Origin of the sequence: Winogradskyella sp. (assembly GCF_045105575.1) — a bacterium.
Taxonomy (GTDB): Bacteria; Bacteroidota; Bacteroidia; order Flavobacteriales; family Flavobacteriaceae; genus Winogradskyella.
Genome location: NZ_JBGCDQ010000028.1, coordinates 22818 through 39275, shown reverse-complemented (window position 1 = coordinate 39275; position 16458 = coordinate 22818). Strand labels below are relative to the sequence as shown.

Below are 16458 nucleotides of genomic sequence, written 5' to 3'. Positions count from 1 at the left end.
AAGCCAATACTCTATAAAGTATTGGCTTTTTCTATATTTAGCGACTCTCTTTAAAAGATTCCTGCTTTCGCAGAACTGTTAGCCACCGAAATCATCAAAACGAATATGCTCATCTGGAATTCCGAAATCCTCACCCATTTTCTGAACCGCTTGGTTCATTAATGGTGGTCCGCAAAAGTATAATTCTATATCCTCTGGTGCTTCATGATGACTTAAGTAATTATCGATAACACAGTTGTGAATAAACCCAACAAAACCATCTCCTTCTTCGTCATTAATATCTTTTTTAACTTTCCAGTTGTCACTTTCTAATGGCTCAGAAAGCGCTAAATAAAACTTAAAGTTTGGAAAATCTTTTTCTAAATCTCTAAAATAATGGATGTAGAATAATTCAGCTTTAGAACGTCCTCCATACCAATAAGTTACTTTACGACCCGTCTTTAAGGTTCTAAATAATTCGTATAAATGTGAACGCATTGGCGCCATACCAGCACCACCACCGACGTATAACATTTCACTTTCAGACTCGTTAATAAAGAATTCACCATAAGGACCAGAAATAGTTACTTTATCACCTACTTTTTGATTAAATATGTAAGATGATGCAATACCAGGATTGACGTCCATCCAGCCACCTTTGGCGCGATCAAACGGAGGCGTAGCTATACGCACGTTAAGCATAATCTCACGTCCTTCAGCAGGATATGAGGCCATTGAATACGCTCTTTCAATCGTTTCAGTATTCTTCATTATTAAAGGCCAAAGACTGAACTTATCCCAATCGGCTTTAAATTTATCTGGTTCACCAGGATGATCCGTTGGATGCGCAGACACGTCCATATCCGCATATTTTATTTCACATTCAGGAATTTCAATTTGAATATACCCACCTGCTTTATAATTCATATCCTCAGGAATCTCTACTACAAATTCCTTAATAAAGGTTGCAACATTATAGTTTGAAACTACAGTGGCTTCCCATTTCTTAATTCCAAATACTTCTTCAGGAATAGTAATTTCCATATCCTGCTTCACTTTTACCTGACAAGATAAACGTGCTCCATGAGCCAATTCTTTTCTTGAAAAGTGTGGAGTCTCTGTTGGTAAAGCTTCGCCTCCACCAGATAAAACGTGACACTCACATTGTATGCAAGTTCCACCTCCACCACAAGCAGAAGGTAAAAATATTTTATTACCACCTAATGTAGCCAATAATGTACTACCAGAAGCGACTTCTATTTCACGTTCACCGTTAATGGTAATCTTTACAGGTCCTGATGGCGATAATTTTTGTTTTACAAATAATAACAAACTTACCAGCACCAACGTTATTAATAAAAACGCTGCGACTGTTGCTATTACTGTTCCTGTTGTTCCAGCTGCTAAAATCATATTTACGCTATTTTTTAGTGTTATCTGCTAATTTCTTAGCTTCTTTTTCAGTTTCAACTTGTTCAATTTGTACTGTTGGTTCCGTTGCAGGCTTCTCTTCTTCGTCACCACCTGTTAACATGCCACCAAAGCTTAAGAATCCAATTCCCATTAAACCAGTAATAATAAATGTAATTCCTAAACCTCTTAAAGGTGCAGGCACATTACTATATCTAATTTTTTCACGAATAGCTGCTATGGCTAAAATTGCTAAAAACCATCCAATACCAGAAGATATACCATAATTAAGAGCTAAACCTAAAGTTTCAATCTCACGAGATTGCATAAATAATGAACCACCTAAGATGGCACAGTTCACAGCAATTAACGGTAGAAAAATACCTAAAGAATTGTATAATGATGGTGAAAACTTCTCAACTATAATTTCTACCAATTGTACCATGGTTGCAATCGTTGCAATGAACATAATAAATGATAAGAAACCTAAATCGTAATCGGCATACTCAGAACCTAACCAAGATAATGCGCCTGGTTGTAATAAATACTGATCTAATAACCAGTTTAAAGGTACTGTAATGGCCAGTACAAAAATTACGGCTGCTCCGAGACCAACGGCTGTGGCTACCTTTTTAGATACGGCTAAGTACGAACACATACCTAAGAAAACGGCAAATACCATGTTATCGATAAAGATGGCTTTGAATGCTAATTCTAAATGCTCCATTGTTTTTATTTTTTTTCATCCTGAACTTGTTTCAGGATCTTATTATTTTTTGTTTTTATGAAAAGAATTACTAAAACGCGATCAGAACAATATCAGAAATTAATCCTCTATTAAATCTTTATTTCTGCTACGTTGCACCCAAATGATTAAACCTACAATAATTAAGGCCATTGGTGGCATTAACATAAAACCATTGTTTTCGTAGCCTGTAGAAAATAATCCTGTTTTTTCAATAGGATCACCTAAAACAGGAATTCCCATTAATGTACCAGCACCTAATAACTCTCTAAATACACCAACAATAATCAAAATTACAGCATAACCCATGGCGTTACCAATACCATCTAAAAATGATCTGTACGGACCGTTAGCTAAAGCGAAAGCTTCAAAACGTCCCATGATGATACAGTTGGTTATAATTAATCCGATAAATACCGAAAGTGTTTTACTTAATTCAAACGCATAAGCCTTTAATACTTGATCTACCACAATAACAAGCGATGCTACAACAATCAATTGTACAATAATTCTAATTTTTGATGGTATTAAGTTTCGTAATAATGACACCACGACGTTTCCAACTCCCATTACAAATAATACAGCCACACTCATTACTAGAGATGCTTTTAAATCTGCAGTAATTGCTAAAGCCGAACAGATACCTAAAACCTGAATGGTTATTGGGTTATTATCCGCTAACGGGTCTGTAATTAACTTAGCGTCTTTTTTTGATAGAAGTCCCATACTAATTTAAGTTTGTGTTTATATTCTGAAAAAATGGCATGTATAATTTCAAATCTTTTTTAATCATTGTAGAAATACCATCACCTGTAATTGTTGCGCCTGCTAAAGCATCAACCGCATGATCTTCTTTTCGCTCATTCTTAGGATCATTATTTCCTTTAGCCACTTTGATACCTTTAAAGACACCAGCTTCAGTTAATAAACGTTCACCGTAAAAATCATCCATGAAATAACGTTGTTTGATATTAGAACCTAAACCAGGTGTTTCACCAGCATGATCAAAAAATGTGCCTTTCACCACCATATTTTCATCTAAAGCTACAAAACCCCAAATGGCATCCCAAAGTCCTTTACCTCTTATTGGTGCTATATAAACTGTTTTATCGTCTTGCTTACCAAGAAATAATGGTAAAAATCTTGACTTGCCTTCTTTCGCTCTCGTTTGTTGTTTTTTTACATCAATTAAATAAGGCTCAATACCCATACCCTCTTCTTTAGAGTCCATGAATTCTTGACGCGTCATTTTTCTAATAATTTCCCCATCCTTTGATTCTAGAACTAATTGTTCAGAAACATTAGCAGAAAACTTATCGGCAACTTCTTTTGTAGATACAAAGGCAATATCACCTGCACCTTCGTTTTCATTTATTCCTAAAGCATACAGAATGTTCTGTTGCTTCTCCATACGCTCGTTTTCTTTAATTTGAGGCTTCAAAGAAGACGCTGTAAATGCCAATAAAGAACCTACAACCAATACCATAGCTACTGCAAAGAGTATTGTGTACGAGTTTTTATCTGTGTTAATTGCCATAATTATGCTGTTTTAACTTTTAAACGTTTCATTCTACGTTTCACATTACCTTGAATCACATAGTGATCTATGGTTGGTGCGAAAACGTTCATCAATAATATTGCTAAGAATACACCTTCTGGATAGGCTGGATTAAAGACACGAATCATGATAGAAATAAATCCGATTAAGAATCCATAAATCCATTTCCCTTTATTGGTTTGCGATGCTGTAACTGGATCTGTTGCCATGTAAACCGCACCAAATAATATACTACCAATAATTAAATGCTGCCAAAATGGTACACTCATTAATCCGTAGAATTTACTTGAATCAGATATCCATCCGGCTTCCACGACACCATTAAAAATTAATCCCATGGCTAAAGCACCTACTAAAGTTGACGCTATAATTCTCCAACTTCCTATTTTGGTAAATATCAAGAACAAGGCGCCAATTATGATTAAAAATTTAGAGGTTTCACCAACGGATCCTGGAATAATTCCCCAAAACATATCTGATAGCGAATATAAATCTGCTACTCTTGCGCCATATGTAGTAACAACATCAGAGGCACCATTGGCTCCTGCAATAGTTAAATCTTGACCTGCTTTTGCATAATAGCCAAGTATTGTTTCTCCAGAAATAGCATCTGGTGTACCTGCCATTTCAGTAGCTCCATGCACCCAAACTTTATCACCAGACATCCAAGTCGGGTAAGCAAAGAATAAGAACGCACGAATGGTTAATGCTGGATTAAGAATATTCATTCCTGTTCCACCAAAAACTTCTTTACCGATAACAACACCAAAAATAACCGCTACAGACAACATCCATAATGGAATATCAACGGGTACAATTAATGGTACTAACATCCCTGTTACTAAATAACCTTCTTCTACTTCGTGTCCTTTAATGATGGCGAAAACAAATTCTACTGCTAAACCAACTCCATACGACACAGCGACAAGCGGTAAAACCGTCCATGCGCCAATGATAAAGTTATCTAAGGTCCAAAACGACGCTCCTAAAAATCCGTTAGCAGATTCTATTAAACCTTGAGCTAAGTAATGCTGATAACCTGCATTAAATATTCCGAAAAGCAGACAAGGGACTAAAGCGATAATTACCGTATTCATAGTACGCTTTAAATCATCCGCTGCCTTTATATGAGTTCCATTATGCGTGGTCTCATTTGGCATGTACAAAAATGTAAAAAGGGCATTAAAACCTGGCAACCACTTTTTATCTTTGTTTTTTTCCTTAAAATTGTGTAAACTACTTTTTAAACCCATTATCCTATTTCTTTTAACATTAAGTCTAAACCTTCTCTTATAATTTTTTGATGTGGCTGTTTAGAGACACATACAAATTCTGTTAAAGCAAAATCTTCTGGAGCCACCTCATACATTCCTAAGGCTTCCATTTCATCCAAATCTTGATACATACATGCTTTCAATATTTGAAGCGGAAAAATATCGAGTGGAAATACTTGTTCATAGTTTCCTGTAAGCACAAAAGCACGATGTTCACCGTTTGTATTTGTATTTAAGGCAAACTTTTTCTTAGGTGTCAACCATGAAAATGTCAAGGCTCTTGATGTTGAAACTTTATCAAAAACAGGCTTATTCCATCCAAAAAACTCATAATCGTCACCTTCTGGTATGACGGTAATGACATTGCTGTAATAATCTAAATTACCATCTGGAGCCACTTGCTTTCCAGACAATACATTTCCAGAGATAATACGATCGTTTCCGTTTTGCTCAACACCATTATCGTAAATCATAGTTGAGACTTCAGAACCGATTTTAGTCTTAAAGTATCTCGGTTTTTTAACAGATGATCCTGCAAATGCAACAACACGCTCAGCATTAAACTTTCCTGTTAATAATAATTCACCCATAATCACGAGATCCTGTGCATTAACCGTCCAAACCACTTCGCCTTTATTGATAGGGTTCACTTTATTGATTAACGTACCCACATTACCTGATGGATGCGGTCCAGACACCTTATGTGTTGTAGTGTGTTCTAAATTTGCGAGTGGCGAATTAGAAGTACCAACTGAAATATGAACACCACCATCAGTCAATTTTGATAATGCCGTTACAGCAGCTTGCAATTCAGCCTCCTTACCTGCTAAGGTATAATCCAAGTCTGCTGCCAATGGCGCGCTGGCATAACCAGATATAAAAATAGCCTTTGGAGTTCTATCAGCCTTTGCAACAACGTCGTAAGGACGTTGCTTAATAAATGCCCAGCAACCCGAAGCTAATAAATGTGCTTTAATTTTTTCTGCGTCCGACGTCAAATCAAACGTGCCATGGTCAACATAAGATTGCTCTTTATCTGCTGTAATTTTAATACCATCTATTCGACGTCTTGGTCCACGCTCTACTTCAGTAATTTCACCTGAAACTGGTGAAACAAACTTCATAGCTTCGTTATCCTTATTGTAGAACAAAGTCTCTCCCGCTTTTACGCGAGTGCCTTCTTTTGCTACTAATTTAGGAATAATACTATGGAAATCTTCAGGTCTTATGGAATAGAAATTACTTACAATAGCATTTTCTGTAGCTTTCTCGGCTTCACCGACCAACTTAATATCCAAACCCTTTTTTATTCTAATGTCTTTTGACATATTTCTTAAAGATTAGTTATCTAAAAATCCGTGCAAATTTACGAATTAATGCGTAAATAATTTTCATAATAAAACATCTTTTTTATTTATAGTGATTATAAATAATTCATATGTGAAAACGGCACGGATTTTGGTTATCTTTACGACACGTACAAAATCAACAATGAAACAATCAATTTTAAGTCTTTTATTCTCTTTTATATTTTCAACCGTTTTATTTTCACAAGTCGCTACAGAAGTGAATCCGCCTGGATTTATAAAAACCATCACCTTTAAAAGTAATACAACTCAAGGGCAATTACCTGTGCTAAAACTTGGTGAACCATTGGTTTTAGAATTTGATGCTTTAAACGGTAATGAAGAAGACTTTTACTACGTTATTGAACATTTTAATTTCGATTGGACTCCATCTCCCCTAGTAAAAGCGGAATACCTTAAAGGCTTAGACAATCAAAGGATCATGACCTATGAAAACTCTTTTAATACTTACGAAATCTATTCGCACTATGATTTAACAATACCTAACATGCAAACTAGAGGTCTTCTTAAAACAGGAAATTACATGATTTCTATTTATGATGACTATGATGAATTGATGTTTAGTAGAAAGTTTATGATTTATGAAAGTCTAGCTAGTGTTGGAGCAAGTGTGAAGCGTTCTAGAGATGTAAAAGTCATTGCCGAAAAACAATCTGTAGATTTGGTAATTTCTACAAGTGGAATGAATCTTAACAATCCGTTAGAAACGATAAAAACCGTGATAATTCAGAATAATAACCTAAACACGGCAATTTCAGATTTAAAACCACAATATACTTTAGGAAATGAATTGATTTACAGATACGATACCGAATCTGCATTTTGGGGAGGCAATGAATATTTGTTTTTTGAAAACAAAGATGTTAGAGCTGCAAATATTGGTGTACAATTTATTGAATTAAAAGATATTTATCATAATTATTTGTTTACTAATATTTCTCGAAAAAATAGACCATATACGTTTAATCCTGATATTAATGGAAACTTTTTGGTGACCGTTATAGATCGTCCTGATGTCGATGTGGAGGCTGATTATGTTATGGTTCATTTTTCGCTATTGCACGAAGAACTCAAAGACAAAGACATTCATATCTATGGAAATTTTAATGCCTTTACAATTGAACCGTTAACACAAATGTTATATAATTCAGAAAGTAAAAAATACGAATGCCTTCTGGAATTAAAACAAGGATTTTACAATTACAAATACGTCGCGGTAGATAAAGAAACAGGCGAATTAGACGAAGGTGCTATTAGTGGCAACTTTTGGGAAACCGAAAACAACTATAAAGTCCTAGTTTATTACAGAGATCTTGGTGCGCGTTATGATCGTTTGATCGGTTTTGGAGAAACTACCTCTGTAAATATTTCTAACTAACCCTGTAATACTTTAATTATTCTAAAAACTAATCACCTATTAGCATAGTTTCTTTTAGGTTCCAATCTCACCGTTTAATGCCGTATTTCATCCGCTAAGACGTTTTAGTATGTTTTCTTATACACAACAACTTTTTAAAATCATTATGTTTACAAAACATATCTAGCAAACTAAAACAGGTTCTTTTGATTGATGTAACTACTAGAAACCTGTAAATTTGATTATTTTGTTAAAAATTGTAACCACTTAACCGAATTATAGCACTTGATTGAAAAATTATGCTATTTTAGCATATAACAAATCTCATTTAAATGGTACAACAAGTTACAAGCGGTATTAAAATCTCCGTCGAAACCAATTTTGAAGGCACATTTTATAAAAATTATAAAGTGCATTTTGCATTCGGTTATAAAGTAACTATTGAAAACCAAAGTAAGGATTCTGTACAGTTAAATTCTAGACATTGGAAAATCCTTGACGCTTTAAATAATGAAGAAATCATTGAAGGTGAAGGTGTTATTGGTAAAAAACCTGTTTTAAAACCAGGAGAATCTCACACGTATAATTCAGGTTGTCTTTTAACCTCGCCGTTTGGTGCGATGCAAGGCCACTACAATATGGTTAACTTTACAAAAGCCAATAAATTTAAAGTTTATATTCCTTCTTTTAAACTGAGTGCTCCTTTTGCATTAAATTAAGTTGTATTTATCCTAGGCTTACTTCATCTATTCATCTTAAATATTGTTTTGTAAAAAAAACAACTGTTGTAAGAATGCAATAATCTTTAAGTCAATATACCATTGATAAGTTTCAGACACTGCAAGCTTTCAATCAACTAATTTGCTATAAATATCATACCTTTGCATTTTAAAAATTCAAACTAAAAAATTAAATATATTATGGGAAAAGGATTCTTTAATGTACCTGTAGCAGTTAACGAACCTGTTATGTCTTACGCACCTGGTTCAGCAGAACGCAAAGCTGTTGCCGAAGCTTACAAATCAATGTTTAACTCTAAGGTTGAAGTCCCTTTATACATAAATGGTGAATACGTTAAAACGGGAAATACCAGAAGTATGTCTCCTCCACACGATCATCAGCATATTGTTGGTGAATATCATCTTGCTGAAAAAAAACACGTAGAAGATGCCATTTCTACTTCATTACAAGCACGCAAAGCATGGTCACAAATGCCATGGGAACAACGTGCAGGTATTTTCTTAAAAGCTGCAGAATTAATAGCTGGTCCGTATAGAGCTAAGATTAATGCAGCCACGATGATTGCACAATCTAAAACCATACATCAAGCTGAAATTGATGCGTCATGTGAGTTTATCGATTTTTTAAGATTCAATGTTCAGTTTATGACGGACATTTACATGGAACAACCAGAAAGTACAAGTGATGCATGGAACCGAGTAGAATACAGACCTCTTGAAGGATTTACCTATGCAGTCACTCCTTTTAACTTTACCGCTATTGCTGGAAATTTACCAGCTTGTATGGCTCTAATGGGTAATGTAGTAGTTTGGAAGCCAAGTGATAGCCAAGTGTTTTCTGCAAAAGTAATTATGGATGTCTTTGAAGAAGCAGGTGTACCAGCTGGCGTTATTAATGTTGTTTTTGGTGATCCTGAAATGATTACAGATACGGTTTTAGCTAGTCCTGATTTTTCTGGTTTACATTTTACGGGTTCAACACATATCTTTAAAGAATTATGGAAACAAATAGGTAACAATATTCATAATTACAAAACCTATCCAAAAATTGTAGGAGAAACAGGTGGGAAAGATTTTATCGTCGCACATAAAACAGCCGACGCAAAGCAAGTTGCTACAGCGATTGCTCGTGGTGCTTTTGAGTTTCAAGGTCAAAAATGTAGCGCTGCTTCTAGAGCCTATATTCCTAAAGGCATCTGGACAGACGTAAAAAATTATCTCATCGAAGACATCAAATCTTTTAAAATGGGATCTCCTGAAGATATGAGTAATTTTATTACGGCAGTAATACACGAAGGGTCGTTTGATAAATTAGCCACATATATTGATGGCGCAAAAGCCGATAGTGATGCCGAAATTATTGCAGGTGGTAACTATGATAAATCTAAAGGTTACTTTATTGAGCCTACGGTTATCGTAACAACCAACCCAAAATACACCACAATGGCTACTGAGCTGTTTGGCCCAGTAATGACCATTTATGTGTATGAAGACGATGCGTTTTCAGAAACTTTAAAATTGGTTGATGAAACAAGTGATTACGCCCTCACTGGAGCTATTATTTCTAAAGACAGATATGCTGTTGAAGAAGCAACAAAAGCACTACAAAATTGTGCTGGAAACTTCTATATTAACGACAAACCAACTGGTGCTGTTGTAGGGCAACAACCTTTTGGTGGAGCTAGAGGTTCTGGAACCAATGACAAAGCTGGTAGTGCGCAAAACTTGTTACGTTGGGTATCTCCAAGACTAATTAAAGAGACTTTTGTAACTCCTACAGATTACAGATATCCTTTTTTAGGATAAGTTTTAGCCTTAGTTTAAAAACTAAAATCCTTAAGAGTCATTTACTTTTAAGGATTTTTTTTGTTGAAGTTCAGCCATATGACTAAAATTGAAGAACATCGTAAACTTTGTATCTTTAGACATCAAAAACCAAAATAACATGAAAACCTATTACACTTTCATTTTACTGTCTACAACGCTTCTTCTTAATGCTCAAAACAGCATTACCTCGTCTATTGTGCCAGATTTAAGCGCATATGGTGCATCCGAAAATCATTCAGGAGAGGGTGAATATGAAATTTTTCTTAGCAGTGATAATATTTTAGATAAACCTATTATCGTTGTCGATGGTTTTGACCCAGGAGACACACGAGATATAACTGCATTGTACAATTCTTTAGACTTTACAGGAACGTCGGGAACCGAAAATTTAGCTGATTTGGTAAGAGCTGAAGGTTTTGATGTGGTGATTCTAAATTTCCCAACTTATCTTAGAACTGCCGATAATGAAACAATAGATGGAGGAGCTGATTTTATGGAACGTAATGCTATGGTTTTAGTTGAGTTAATCAATCTTATTAATACAGATAAAGCTGGGAACAACGGAGAGCCAAATGTTATTATTGGTCCGAGTATGGGTGGTATCATTTCGCGCTATGCATTAAATTATATGGAAGGAAATTCTTTAGATGCAGATACACGCCTTTACATATCATTTGATTCACCGCACCATGGAGCTAATGTACCTATAGGTCTTCAGCATCAGTTAAACTTTTTAGCCTTTAACGACACAAATCCTGTTGCAGAGGTACAACCGTTAATAAATGGCTTGTTAAAATCACCAGCAGCCAGACAGTTATTAACAGACCATTTAGAAGCACATTTATCTGGTGAAGACTTAGTTACGTATAACCCAGCTTTAACATTACCAATTGCGCATCCCTTTAGAACCATATTTAACACTAATATAAATTCGTTTACAGCCTCCGGCTTTCCTGAAACCGTGAGGAATGTTGCAATAATTAATGGCAGTGGTGTTAACAATTCCTATTTTGCTATGGGAAATTCCGGACCAACAGTAACCAATGATTATTCTGTAATAAGCACAACGCTCAGTGTACCAGTTGGTATATTCACGTCTAACATTATTATTGATGTTAACTTTACTCCTGCTGCCGGAATTACAAATACCGTGAGTAGTATTTCTATTCAATTATTTGGTGCGGAACTCGATGGTTCAGAAGCACAAAGTGAAGCATATGCTTACTCAGATGGCATAGATGCCGCTTCTGGAGGCCTATTTGATTTAGGCGGACTTACCAATGGTATTGGTGCTGCAGGAGGTGTCGGTGCTGATTTTGTAAATGCACTTACTATTGATAAATTCAATTTTATCCCTTCCATAAGTGCGTTGGCTCTAGAATTTACAAATGATGAGATTGACTGGCACAGTACTATCGATTTGTCAACGTCACCATTTGCAAACAGCTACTTACCGACAGAAAACGAACCTCATGTGCAGCTAACTCAAGGCAATGTCAACTTTGCTTTAGATGAAATATTGAATCCGCCGTTGAGCCTCTCAGATGAAAACAGATTCGCTTTTCAACTTGAAAAAAATCCAATAAGAGATGAGTTGGTCGTGCTATCTAACAGCAATAGTAATACTGATATTAGCATTATTGATTTAACAGGAAAAACGGTTTTTAAATCTCGCATAACTTTAGGTAACAGAACTACAATCCCTTTAAATTTAGACAGTGGGTTCTATATATTGAATTTACACGGTGAAAATAATGCTAGGTTTACAACGAAGTTTGTTGTGAATAAATAAATACTTCTGTTCTTACTGCATAAATAAATTAGGCATAAAAAAACCTGAACAATCTCTAAAATGTTCAGGTTTTTTTATCTCTTAGTACTCGCATATGTTATTCATAAGGTTTGTCCTCATTAACAGCTGCATGTTGCGAATTTTTTGCTGTATTATCAGCATCCACGACCATTGCTGCAATATTAAGATTATCTATAACATAATTTGAAGGCACGGTCATCGTAAATGACGCAACATACTCCGTTAAAGCAGGTGTTGACGGAATAGCGTCGCCTAGCACTGTAGACAGTGAATTTCTTAACGTTTCATTATGTTCAAAATCTGGAATAGGATTTCCAGTATTAAAATAAGGACTTGTGGTATCTTGATTATAATAATTTACTTGATCGCTAAGAATACCATCTTCAAGCAAATAAACTACCAATTTATCACCCTCTACAGAACCTTCTTCATAGACCACATTCACCTGAACTTTTAATTCATTGCCTATTAATTCAGAATTAATAGCTAAAGCTAAATTGGTATCTAAACCAGCAATACTGGTAATAGCACCATTTGGATGCGGATTTGGCCAATTGATATTTCTATTGATTCTAGCGGCAGGAAAACCTTGGACATCAAAGGCATCTTTTAATAATTGAACTTGATCAAAATGCATAGGATCAGGAAAACTGTTCGCTGTTTCATGTATGGCTACAACCGTAATAAAATCGGTTTCATCCTTAAGAGAATATAAGGCTGCCGAAACTCTTGGGCAAAAACCACACCAGGTTCCTGTATAATCTTCAACTACAATTTTTTGCTTCGGAATTATAACACGAAACGACGCTGTACTAGTGGTCACTTCAATACCATTTTGTGTATATACGCCATATACTTCAAATTCGCCAATGGTATCCGAAGAAAACGTAGCCCCATCAATAGCAGCACCATTCACAAAGAATGTTGTAATATCAGTAAGATCCTCACCGCCTTCACTTAAAACTCTAAAGGGTATCTCTTGATTGACTAGAGATGCTTTTCTTACGAGCTTATCGGTATCAATTTCGGAAGCAGGAGTTGTTAATGGTACATTCTCTTCTGTCTCGCTACAAGCAAAATTTACTAAAATAATAACTAGTAAGCATAGCTTTGGCAGGTTTTTTGAAATCATAGTCATTGTATTGTTTTTTGCTAATTTAATTAATTTTTACAACATCGATACATTTGAAAATAATTTAACTAATATTGTGAAACAAATTTTAAAATTTAATTATGAAAAACCTCATTTTAATTTTGTGCCTAGGCGTATTTAGCCTAACATCTTTTGCTCAAAACGACCTTCCTAATGTCAATTTAACGACTATTGATGGTAAAGGTGTGGAATTGGAAGATATGACTAACAAGGATGGTGTAACCATTATATCACTTTGGGCTACATGGTGCGTACCTTGCCTCAAAGAGCTAGACGCAATTAACGATCTATACGATGAATGGCAAGAAGAAACAGATGTAAAATTATTGGCTATTTCTGTAGATGATAGCAGAACCGTTAAGCGTGTAAAATCTATGGTCAATGGCAAAGATTGGGACTATACGATACTTTTAGATACCAACAGCGATTTAAAACGTGCTTTGAGTGCTTCTAGTATTCCACTTACTATTTTGGTAAAAGACAATAAAATTGTTTACGAACATTCTGGTTACAGTCCTGGAGCTGAATTAGAATTATACAAAAAGATACAAGAATTATCTAAATAAAAGATTTAGAAACATCAATAAATTTCACTTCCTATACCTATTTTAGAATTATCAAATTATGCGTTTTACAAAAACTAATAGAAAAACGGATAACAATCGATTTCTAATTTAAAAACCAACCCTCAACCCATTGCGCTAACAACCACAGTATCATGAAAAAATCAGTTCTTCTAGCTACGCTATTCTTAAATCTATATGTTATAAATGCTCAAGAAACTGGCTACTTTTACGGAGGATTAGAATCTAACTCGCAATGGTACCAAACCGATGAAGGTATTAATTTTTTAGCACCAGAAGATCAGTTTAGAGCTAATAACTATCTGTTGTTAAATTATAACTTAGGTAAATTTACCGCTGGAATGCAGTTTGAATCTTATCTCCCATCTGCACTTTTAGGTTATGATCCTATTTTTGATAACCAAAATGGAGTTGCTACGTATTATGTGAATTATAAAGATGACAATTTAGACGTTACAGGTGGTTATTTTTATGAACAATTTGGTAGTGGATTAATTTTACGATCTTGGGAAGACCGTCAACTCGGACTTAATAATGCGATAAAAGGGTTAAACGTAAAATTTAATGCCACAGAAGATTTAACAATCAAAGGCGTTTTTGGAAGACAACGTGTAGGCTTTATTGAATCTGAAGGAGTCATCCAAGCCATTGATGCAGATTTAAGTTTAAGTGGAGCCTTAGATATTGAAACGGTAGATATACAAATGGGTCTAAGTTATGTAGGTAGAAACCAAGACACTAATGGTGTTGAAGCGATACCAAGCAATGTTGGAGCTTATGGAGGTCGATTAGATGTTGTCGTTGCTAATTTTTATGCTGGTGTAGAAGCTATTATAAAAGACCCAGACGTTATTGCTAATGAAGGAGTCATTGCTTCTAACAAACTGTACGATGGCACAGCTCTGCAAGTGAACGCTGGCTACGCTCAAAAAGGCCTAGGAATAAATGCTACTTTTAGACGACTAGAAAATTATAGTTTTTTCTCGGACCGTTTAGCAGAAGGCAATGTGTTTAACCAACAAGTTATAAATTTTGTCCCAGGACTTACCAAACAACAAGATTACTTGTTAACCAACATTTATGTTTACAATCCACAACCACGATTAGTTATAGAATCTTTTGATCAGCGTGCTGGTGAAGTTGGGACCCAATTCGATTTGTTTTATTCCTTTAAAAAAGGGTCATTACTTGGTGGAAAATACGGAACAAAATTAGCCACTAATTTTTCTTATTGGGGCGGATTGGATGCTGAATATAATCTTGAAAACCGTTGGTATAAAGCTAAATTTATTGGTCAAGGCCGCCAACTTTTTAGAGATGCCAATTTGGAAGTTAAAAAACGTATTTCGAAAGATTGGAGTACGGTATTCACCTATCAAAATGTACTTATAGACAAAGGTATTGTTGAAGGTGGTCCTTTAGGTGAAACCTCAATTCTTGCCAATATTGGTGTTATTGAAGCCACAAAACGATTTAACGACGGTAAAGCTGCGCGTTTTGTGATACAACATTTATGGAGTGAAGACGACCGTAAAAATTGGGCTGCTGCTGTTGTAGAATACAACTTTTCTACAAGCTTGGCCATTTACGCAGCCGATAATTGGAATTACGAAGGGGTTGGCCAAATTCATTACTACAGTGTTGGAGGAAGCTACACTAAAGGCAATACGCGATTTGCGATTAACTACGGCAGACAACGTGGTGGTTTAATTTGTATTGGAGGTGTTTGTAGGTTTGTACCTGAAAATACGGGACTAAGCGCTAACCTAACCGTTGCTTTTTAATTTTTTTTCTTTTAAAAAAATGTGTATTTTTATATAAATTTATTTTACGCTATAATCTCAATCTAATATTTTCATTCTTATGACTAAAAAATTACTTTTAATAGGCTTAATCTTAAGTTCTTTTTTCTGCCAAGCACAATTTGACGTTATTTATCAAAGAAACAATTCGGTAGTTCCTGATGGTCAGAGTTATACGTTTTCTACTGCAAGTTGTGACTATAGTGAGCCATGTGCATTCAAATTTGGAGTGACAAACACATCTGCGAATGACATTTATGTGAAAATTTTTGTAGATGAGCTTGTTAATAATGATGGTTCAAGTTTTCAACTTTGTTTTGCTGAAGTATGCTTAAACAGCATCGTGTTAGATGAAGGATATCCTAGTTCAGCAGTTCTGATAGCGCCTGGCACTACTAACGTATTTGGAAATAGTTTCTGGAATTTATATCCCGCTGGTATACAAACAGCAATGAGCTGGACATTTAGGTTTCAAGCTTTCGACACAGGAACTGCAGACAATGAAATAGGAACTCCGATTAGTATGACCTACAATTATCAACCAACGCTAAGTATAGAAGATGCTGAAATTTCAAATTTAGAAGTATTTCCTACTGTAGTTGAAAATGAAATTAATATTTCCGCTGACGAAAACATCTCTGCGATATTTTATGATATTACAGGAAAGAAAATCAAGGAAATAAACCTCATATCTGGTAATCATGTTGTAAATATTTCGGATTTAACGTCTCAAATCTATTTTGTTAGTTTTAAAAACGAGCTTGGTTTAGAAACGGTAAAGAAAATTATAAAGAAATAAACATTGCATTTTATTTATGAAGAAAAGAGACTGTCTGATTTAGATAGTCT

At 35.1% G+C, this 16458-nt stretch carries 14 protein-coding genes; 7 read left to right on the top strand and 7 right to left on the bottom strand.

What is annotated here, in order from left to right; translation table 11 throughout:
- Positions 1-78: 78 nt before the first annotated feature.
- From nqrF to AB8B52_RS07260, 6 genes are all read right to left on the bottom strand, one after another.
- Positions 79-1392, bottom strand: coding sequence for an NADH:ubiquinone reductase (Na(+)-transporting) subunit F (gene nqrF / locus AB8B52_RS07285; protein WP_406026676.1), 1314 nt, complete (start codon positions 1390-1392; stop codon positions 79-81).
- A 7-nt stretch (positions 1393-1399) separates the two neighbouring features.
- Positions 1400-2116, bottom strand: coding sequence for an NADH:ubiquinone reductase (Na(+)-transporting) subunit E (gene nqrE, locus AB8B52_RS07280; RefSeq protein ID WP_406026674.1), 717 nt, complete (start codon positions 2114-2116; stop codon positions 1400-1402).
- 99 nt (positions 2117-2215) lie between these two features.
- A complete protein-coding gene (locus tag AB8B52_RS07275; protein WP_406026672.1) occupies positions 2216-2860 on the bottom strand; it encodes an NADH:ubiquinone reductase (Na(+)-transporting) subunit D in 645 nt (214 codons plus the stop codon).
- Between the two features lies 1 nt (position 2861).
- Positions 2862-3671 carry a Na(+)-translocating NADH-quinone reductase subunit C gene (locus tag AB8B52_RS07270; protein ID WP_406026670.1) on the bottom strand — a complete coding sequence of 270 codons (810 nt, stop codon included), beginning with the start codon at positions 3669-3671 and terminating at the stop codon, positions 2862-2864.
- A 2-nt stretch (positions 3672-3673) separates the two neighbouring features.
- On the bottom strand, positions 3674-4945 hold the full coding sequence (locus AB8B52_RS07265; RefSeq protein ID WP_406026668.1) for an NADH:ubiquinone reductase (Na(+)-transporting) subunit B: 1272 nt from the start codon (positions 4943-4945) through the stop codon (positions 3674-3676).
- The gene (locus AB8B52_RS07260) at positions 4945-6294 is read right to left on the bottom strand and encodes a Na(+)-translocating NADH-quinone reductase subunit A (RefSeq protein ID WP_406026667.1); all 1350 of its coding nucleotides are present in this window, start codon (positions 6292-6294) and stop codon (positions 4945-4947) included. The genes AB8B52_RS07265 and AB8B52_RS07260 overlap by 1 nt, the downstream gene beginning before the upstream one ends.
- A 163-nt stretch (positions 6295-6457) precedes the next feature.
- Between AB8B52_RS07260 and AB8B52_RS07255 the strand changes: the two genes are divergently transcribed.
- The 4 genes from AB8B52_RS07255 to AB8B52_RS07240 all read left to right on the top strand — a co-directional run bounded on the left by AB8B52_RS07255 (position 6458) and on the right by AB8B52_RS07240 (position 12049).
- Positions 6458-7711 carry a DUF5103 domain-containing protein gene (locus AB8B52_RS07255; RefSeq protein ID WP_406026665.1) on the top strand — a complete coding sequence of 418 codons (1254 nt, stop codon included), beginning with the start codon at positions 6458-6460 and terminating at the stop codon, positions 7709-7711.
- Positions 7712-8022: 311 nt separating this feature from the next.
- Positions 8023-8409 carry a Co2+/Mg2+ efflux protein ApaG gene (gene apaG / locus AB8B52_RS07250; protein ID WP_178987497.1) on the top strand — a complete coding sequence of 129 codons (387 nt, stop codon included), beginning with the start codon at positions 8023-8025 and terminating at the stop codon, positions 8407-8409.
- 201 nt (positions 8410-8610) lie between these two features.
- On the top strand, positions 8611-10236 hold the full coding sequence (gene pruA, locus AB8B52_RS07245; protein WP_406026663.1) for an L-glutamate gamma-semialdehyde dehydrogenase: 1626 nt from the start codon (positions 8611-8613) through the stop codon (positions 10234-10236).
- A gap of 139 nt (positions 10237-10375) precedes the next feature.
- Positions 10376-12049: a T9SS type A sorting domain-containing protein gene (locus AB8B52_RS07240; protein WP_406026661.1), complete on the top strand. Its 1674-nt coding sequence runs from the start codon at positions 10376-10378 to the stop codon at positions 12047-12049.
- Positions 12050-12146: 97 nt separating this feature from the next.
- Here the strand turns inward: AB8B52_RS07240 and AB8B52_RS07235 are convergent, their stop codons facing one another.
- Complete coding sequence (locus AB8B52_RS07235; RefSeq protein ID WP_406026659.1) at positions 12147-13202, bottom strand: Omp28-related outer membrane protein; 1056 nt, start codon at positions 13200-13202, stop codon at positions 12147-12149.
- A gap of 101 nt (positions 13203-13303) precedes the next feature.
- On the opposite strand from AB8B52_RS07235, the gene AB8B52_RS07230 reads away from it, so the two are divergent.
- The 3 genes from AB8B52_RS07230 (at position 13304) to AB8B52_RS07220 (ending at position 16408) form a co-directional block, all read left to right on the top strand.
- Positions 13304-13789, top strand: coding sequence for a TlpA family protein disulfide reductase (locus tag AB8B52_RS07230; RefSeq protein ID WP_406026657.1), 486 nt, complete (start codon positions 13304-13306; stop codon positions 13787-13789).
- 152 nt (positions 13790-13941) lie between these two features.
- Positions 13942-15591 carry a DUF6029 family protein gene (locus AB8B52_RS07225; protein WP_406026655.1) on the top strand — a complete coding sequence of 550 codons (1650 nt, stop codon included), beginning with the start codon at positions 13942-13944 and terminating at the stop codon, positions 15589-15591.
- Between the two features lie 79 nt (positions 15592-15670).
- Entirely contained in the window at positions 15671-16408 is a 738-nt protein-coding gene (locus AB8B52_RS07220; protein WP_406026653.1) for a T9SS type A sorting domain-containing protein, read from the top strand.
- Positions 16409-16458: the final 50 nt, after the last annotated feature.